The following is a 4,413-nucleotide window of genomic DNA, read 5'->3' on the forward strand; positions in this document are numbered from 1 at the left end:
GCGCTGCTGGCCGGCGATGCCGAGACCGGCGCCGCGGCGACGGCGGGCTGAGGCTCAGGACACGCCGAGCGCCGCCCCCAGCCGGGCCGACCGGGGCGCGAACACCTCGAGCACCCCGACCGCGCGCAGGGCCGGCAGCAGATCCCGCAGGTGCGCGGCCAGACCGGCCTCGGCCGGATCCCCTGCGGGCAGCGCCTCCAGCGACCGGGCCGTCGCGACGAACGCGGCGACCGTCCCCTTGCGCACCTGGGCTCCACCCAGCTCCGCGTACTCGGCCCCGTCGGGCAGGACGTCTTCGGGATCCACCGCTCCGGCCATGACCACTCCCTCCATTGGCGTGCACTGTGCACGCATTCAGACGGTACGCCGGACCGCAGGGAGCGTGCAAGGTGCACGTATCGTGCGGGCGTGACCCCCGAACGCCGCTGCGCGGACGCTCTCGGCCGGCTCCTGCTGCGCGACACCCGCACCGGGTTGCACACGGCGCTGACCAGCGACATCGACGGGCTCGACGCGACGACCTACCCGGTGCTGTCCGGGCTTGCCCGGCTCGGCGACGGGGTCAGCACCACCGAGCTGGCCGCGGCCGTCGGGCTGGAGCGCAGCGTCACCAGCCGGCACGTCAGCGCTCTGGAGGCGCACGGCCTGCTGCGTCGCCACCCGCACGCGGCCGACCGCCGCGCCGTCGCCGTCGCCCTCACCGACGCGGGCCGGGCCGCGGTCGAGCGCGCCCGCGGCCGGCTCGACGCACGCCTGGCCGACCTCCTGTCCGCGCTGGACCGGGCGGAGGCCGACCGGTTCGCCACCGTCCTCGACGGTCTCGTCGAGGGCCTGCGCGATCCCGGTCGCTGACCTCAGGGCATCGAGAAGAAGATCATCGGGTTGCGTGAGGTCCCGCGGATGCCGGTGATCCCCAGCTCGGCCCGGACGGCGTCGAGCGCGCGCAGGTTCCGCGGCGCCGCCGCTCGCGAGGAGGTGAACCAGCCGGTGCCGCTGCGTTCCAGGTGCCGCAGCACCTCGGACCCCTCGGTGAACGGGCGCGCCCGGGGCAGGTGGAACACGTCGTGCACGCTGGTCGGGGTGCCCGTCGCGATCCGCCCGAACAGGTGCTCCAGGTACCAGCGGGCGAAGCGGCGCCCGTGGTCGGCGTCCACGAAGAGGTAGCCCGTGTCGGCCGGGACCTTCTCGACGGTCTCGCGCAGGTCCCCGCGGTGGAACGTCCAGCGCCCGGTCGACAGCTCCTCGGGCACGGTGCCGCACACGTGGTCGACCAGGTCGAACGACTGCAGGTGACCGGACCCGTTGTCGCGCAGCGCGGACAGGATCCAGGTGGTGGACCAGCCGTAGTAGGTGCCGACCTCCACCACCTGCGACGGCCGGTGGTGGCGCAGCAGCAGGTAGGTCAGCTCGGCCTCGACGTCGTCGAGCTGCGGGGTGATCGTGCCGTCGGCGAGGAGTTCCCGCTGCCGGTCGATCACCATGGCGAGGTCGTCGGCGTGCGTCCGGTAGAGGCCGGCCAGGAACTCGAGCACGCGCCTGACGCTATCGGGTCAGGCGCTCCTGCTGCGTCCGGCGTAGTGGTCGGAGCGCGCTCGCCCGAGCAGCGCGGCCCAGTCGCGCACGTCCGGGCGCCGGCGCAGGAGCGCGCGGCGCTCCCGCTCGGTCATCCCGCCCCACACGCCGAACTCGACCCGGTGGTCCAGGGCGTGTGCCAGGCACTCGGTGCGGACCGGGCAGGACAGGCAGAACTCGCGGGCCTCGCGCTGGTCGGCACCGGTGACGAACAGGTTCTCGGCGTCGGAGGTGCGGCAGCGTGCGGCCGAGCGCCAGTTCCAGACCGCGGTGCAGGCGCGGACGACGACGGCGGGGCGCAGGCGGGGCCTGCCGGTGACGGGACGCAGGGTGTCGAGCATCTGGTCGCCTCTCGGGCCGGGGCGGGCCCGGTGGCCCGCGACGTGATGCCTCGATCCTGGGACGCGGAGGGTGCCCGGGTCAGCGCGCAAAACTACGCAACCTGGGGACACGAGCCTGACCGTGTCCTGACCTCCCGGCCCGTAGGCTTGTCCCTGTGAGGTTCCCCCGGCGTCTGCTCCGCCCGCTCGGCGTCCTCGCCGGCCTGTGCGTCCTGCTCGGTGTGGTCACGGCGGGCATGGCCTTCCCGCTGGTCGGCGGCCTCGGCGTGCTGTCCAACGAGGCGGGTGACAGCGTCACGTCGAGCTCGGCGGACCTGGTCGGCACCCGCCCGCCGCTGACGACGACGCTCACCGACTCCGACGGCCGCCCGATCGCCTACCTGTTCGACCAGAACCGCACCGAGGTCACGAACGACCAGATCTCGACCGCGATGAAGGGCGCGATGCTGGCGATCGAGGACCGCCGGTTCTACGAGCACGACGGCGTCGACTGGCAGGGCACGCTGCGCGCGGTCGTCGCGAACTCGGCGTCCGGCGACGTCGTCCAGGGTGCCTCGACGATCACCCAGCAGTACGTCAAGAACTACATGCTCTACGTCGACGCGACGAGTGAGGCCGAGCGGCTCAAGGCCACCGAGCAGACCCCGGCCCGCAAGCTCAAGGAGGCGCGGATCGCCCTGCAGCTGGAGCGCCAGCTGTCCAAGGACGAGATCCTCAACCGCTACCTCAACATCGTCTTCCTGGGCAACGGGTCCTACGGCGTCGCCGCCGGGGCGCGCACCTACTTCAACACCACGCCGGACAAGCTGACCGTCCCGCAGGCCGCGATGCTCGCCGGGATGGTCCGCTCGACCACCCAGTTCGACCCGGTGCAGAACCCGCAGACCGCGCTGCAGCGGCGCAACGTCGTCATCGACCAGATGCGCCAGCAGCAGATGATCGACGACGCCCAGGCGAAGCAGGCGATGGCCGCTCCGCTCGGCGTCGCGAACCCGCTGGTCCGCGTGCCGAACGGCTGCAACGGCGCCGGCGACATGGGCTTCTTCTGCAAGTACGTGACGCAGTACCTCACCGAGGCCGGCTTCACCGAGGAGCAGATCCAGCGCGGCGGCTACACCATCCGCACCACCCTGGACCGCCGCGCGATGACCGAGGTCAAGCGCTCCCTGGACAAGGAGGTGCCGCCGGACACCCCCAACGTCGCGAACGTGATGTCGCTGGTCCAGCCCGGCCAGGACAAGCACCGCGTGCTCGCGATGGGGTCGAGCCGCACGTTCGGTCTGAACGCCGACGCCGAGGAGACCAGCTACGGCCTGCCGTACCAGCCGGTCAACCTCGGGGCCGGGTCCACGTACAAGATCTTCACCGCGGCCACCGCGCTGGAGAAGGGCCTCGGCATCAACTACTCGATGCAGGTGCCGCCCTCGGGCTACGCCTCCCCGATCTACGTCGACGGCAGCGGGCGCCCCGTCCCGGTCGCGAACGCCGGCAACTACCCCGGCCGGATGAGCCTGACCGACGCGCTCGCGCAGTCGCCGAACACCGCGTTCATCAAGCTCGAGGAGTTCACCGGGGTGCCGGACGTGGTCGACATGGCCGTCCGCCTCGGCATGAAGTCCCTGGCCACGACGCCGTTCGTCGACCCGGGCACCGGCAAGCGCACCGACCGCTCGATCGCCGAGGTGATCAAGGACCAGCGGCTCGCGTCGTTCACGCTCGGCGTCACCCCGACGTCGGTGCTGGAGCTGGCCAACGTCGGCGCCACCCTGTTCTCCCAGGGCAGGTGGTGCCCGCCGACGCCGATCGACTCGATCACCGATGCCGAGGGCAAGCCCGTCCCGATCACCGAGGAGCCCTGCCAGCAGGCCGTCGAGCCCGCCCTGGCGAACACCCTCGTCACCGGCCTGAGCAAGGACGACATCGCCGGCACCTCCGCCGCCGCCGCGAAGGCCGCCGGCTGGACCCGGCCGATGGCGGGCAAGACCGGGACGACCCAGCAGCACAAGTCGGCCGCGTTCATGGGCGCGATCCCGGAGATGGCCGGAGCGGTCATCACCTTCGACAACTCCAACCGCCCGCAACCCCTCTGCGACGGCGGCGGCGCCCCCTTCGCCTGCGGGAACGGCAACATCTTCGGCGGCAAGACCCCGGCCCGGACGTGGTACGGCGCGGTGACCCCGCTGGTGGCGAACACCCCGCCGACGCCCCTGCCCGCGACCGACCCCCGCTACCTCGACGGCGGCGCCGAGTCCCGCATCCCGGACGTCGTCGGCCGGTCGGTCGGCGCCGCCCGCGGTGAGCTGGAGGGCGCCGGCTGGCAGGTCACCACCCGCACCGTCGACAACAACGCTCCGGAGGGGACGGTCGTCGGGCAGGAGCCCCGCGGCGCCGCGCTCCCGGGTGAGCAGGTGACCTTGCAGGTCAGCAGTGGGTCGGTGCCGGCCCCGCCGCCGCCCCCGGGCACCCCGACGCCCGGCCCGGCCCCGGGGCAGGACGGCGG

5 protein-coding genes are annotated in these 4,413 nt (G+C 73.0%); 2 read left to right on the forward strand and 3 right to left on the reverse strand.

Annotated features, from left to right (window positions below):
• Positions 1 to 54 precede the first annotated feature (54 nt).
• On the reverse strand, positions 55 to 318 hold the full coding sequence (locus GTW08_RS00555; RefSeq protein ID WP_073576136.1) for a hypothetical protein: 264 nt from the start codon (positions 316 to 318) through the stop codon (positions 55 to 57).
• A gap of 90 nt (positions 319 to 408) precedes the next feature.
• Between GTW08_RS00555 and GTW08_RS00560 the strand changes: the two genes are divergently transcribed.
• On the forward strand, positions 409 to 852 hold the full coding sequence (locus GTW08_RS00560; RefSeq protein WP_073576019.1) for a MarR family winged helix-turn-helix transcriptional regulator: 444 nt from the start codon (positions 409 to 411) through the stop codon (positions 850 to 852).
• A 2-nt stretch (positions 853 to 854) separates the two neighbouring features.
• Here the strand turns inward: GTW08_RS00560 and GTW08_RS00565 are convergent, their stop codons facing one another.
• On the reverse strand, positions 855 to 1,532 hold the full coding sequence (locus tag GTW08_RS00565; RefSeq protein ID WP_073576018.1) for a class I SAM-dependent methyltransferase: 678 nt from the start codon (positions 1,530 to 1,532) through the stop codon (positions 855 to 857).
• A gap of 18 nt (positions 1,533 to 1,550) precedes the next feature.
• The gene (locus GTW08_RS00570) at positions 1,551 to 1,913 is read right to left on the reverse strand and encodes a WhiB family transcriptional regulator (RefSeq protein WP_083658695.1); all 363 of its coding nucleotides are present in this window, start codon (positions 1,911 to 1,913) and stop codon (positions 1,551 to 1,553) included.
• A 155-nt stretch (positions 1,914 to 2,068) separates the two neighbouring features.
• Here GTW08_RS00570 and GTW08_RS00575 point away from each other — a divergent pair.
• The coding region (locus GTW08_RS00575; protein WP_346009822.1) for a penicillin-binding protein at positions 2,069 to 4,413 on the forward strand (2,345 nt) is incomplete at its 3' end.

The organism is Pseudonocardia sp. SID8383 (assembly GCF_009864975.1).
Taxonomy (GTDB): domain Bacteria; phylum Actinomycetota; class Actinomycetes; order Mycobacteriales; family Pseudonocardiaceae; genus Pseudonocardia; species Pseudonocardia alni.

Excerpts from the sequence above, each read along its gene's own strand:
- GTW08_RS00555 (WP_073576136.1), bottom strand. The coding sequence starts at position 318 with ATGGCCGGAGCGGTGGATCCCGAAGACGTCCTGCCCGACGGGGCCGAG.
- GTW08_RS00570 (WP_083658695.1), bottom strand. The coding sequence starts at position 1,913 with ATGCTCGACACCCTGCGTCCCGTCACCGGCAGGCCCCGCCTGCGCCCC.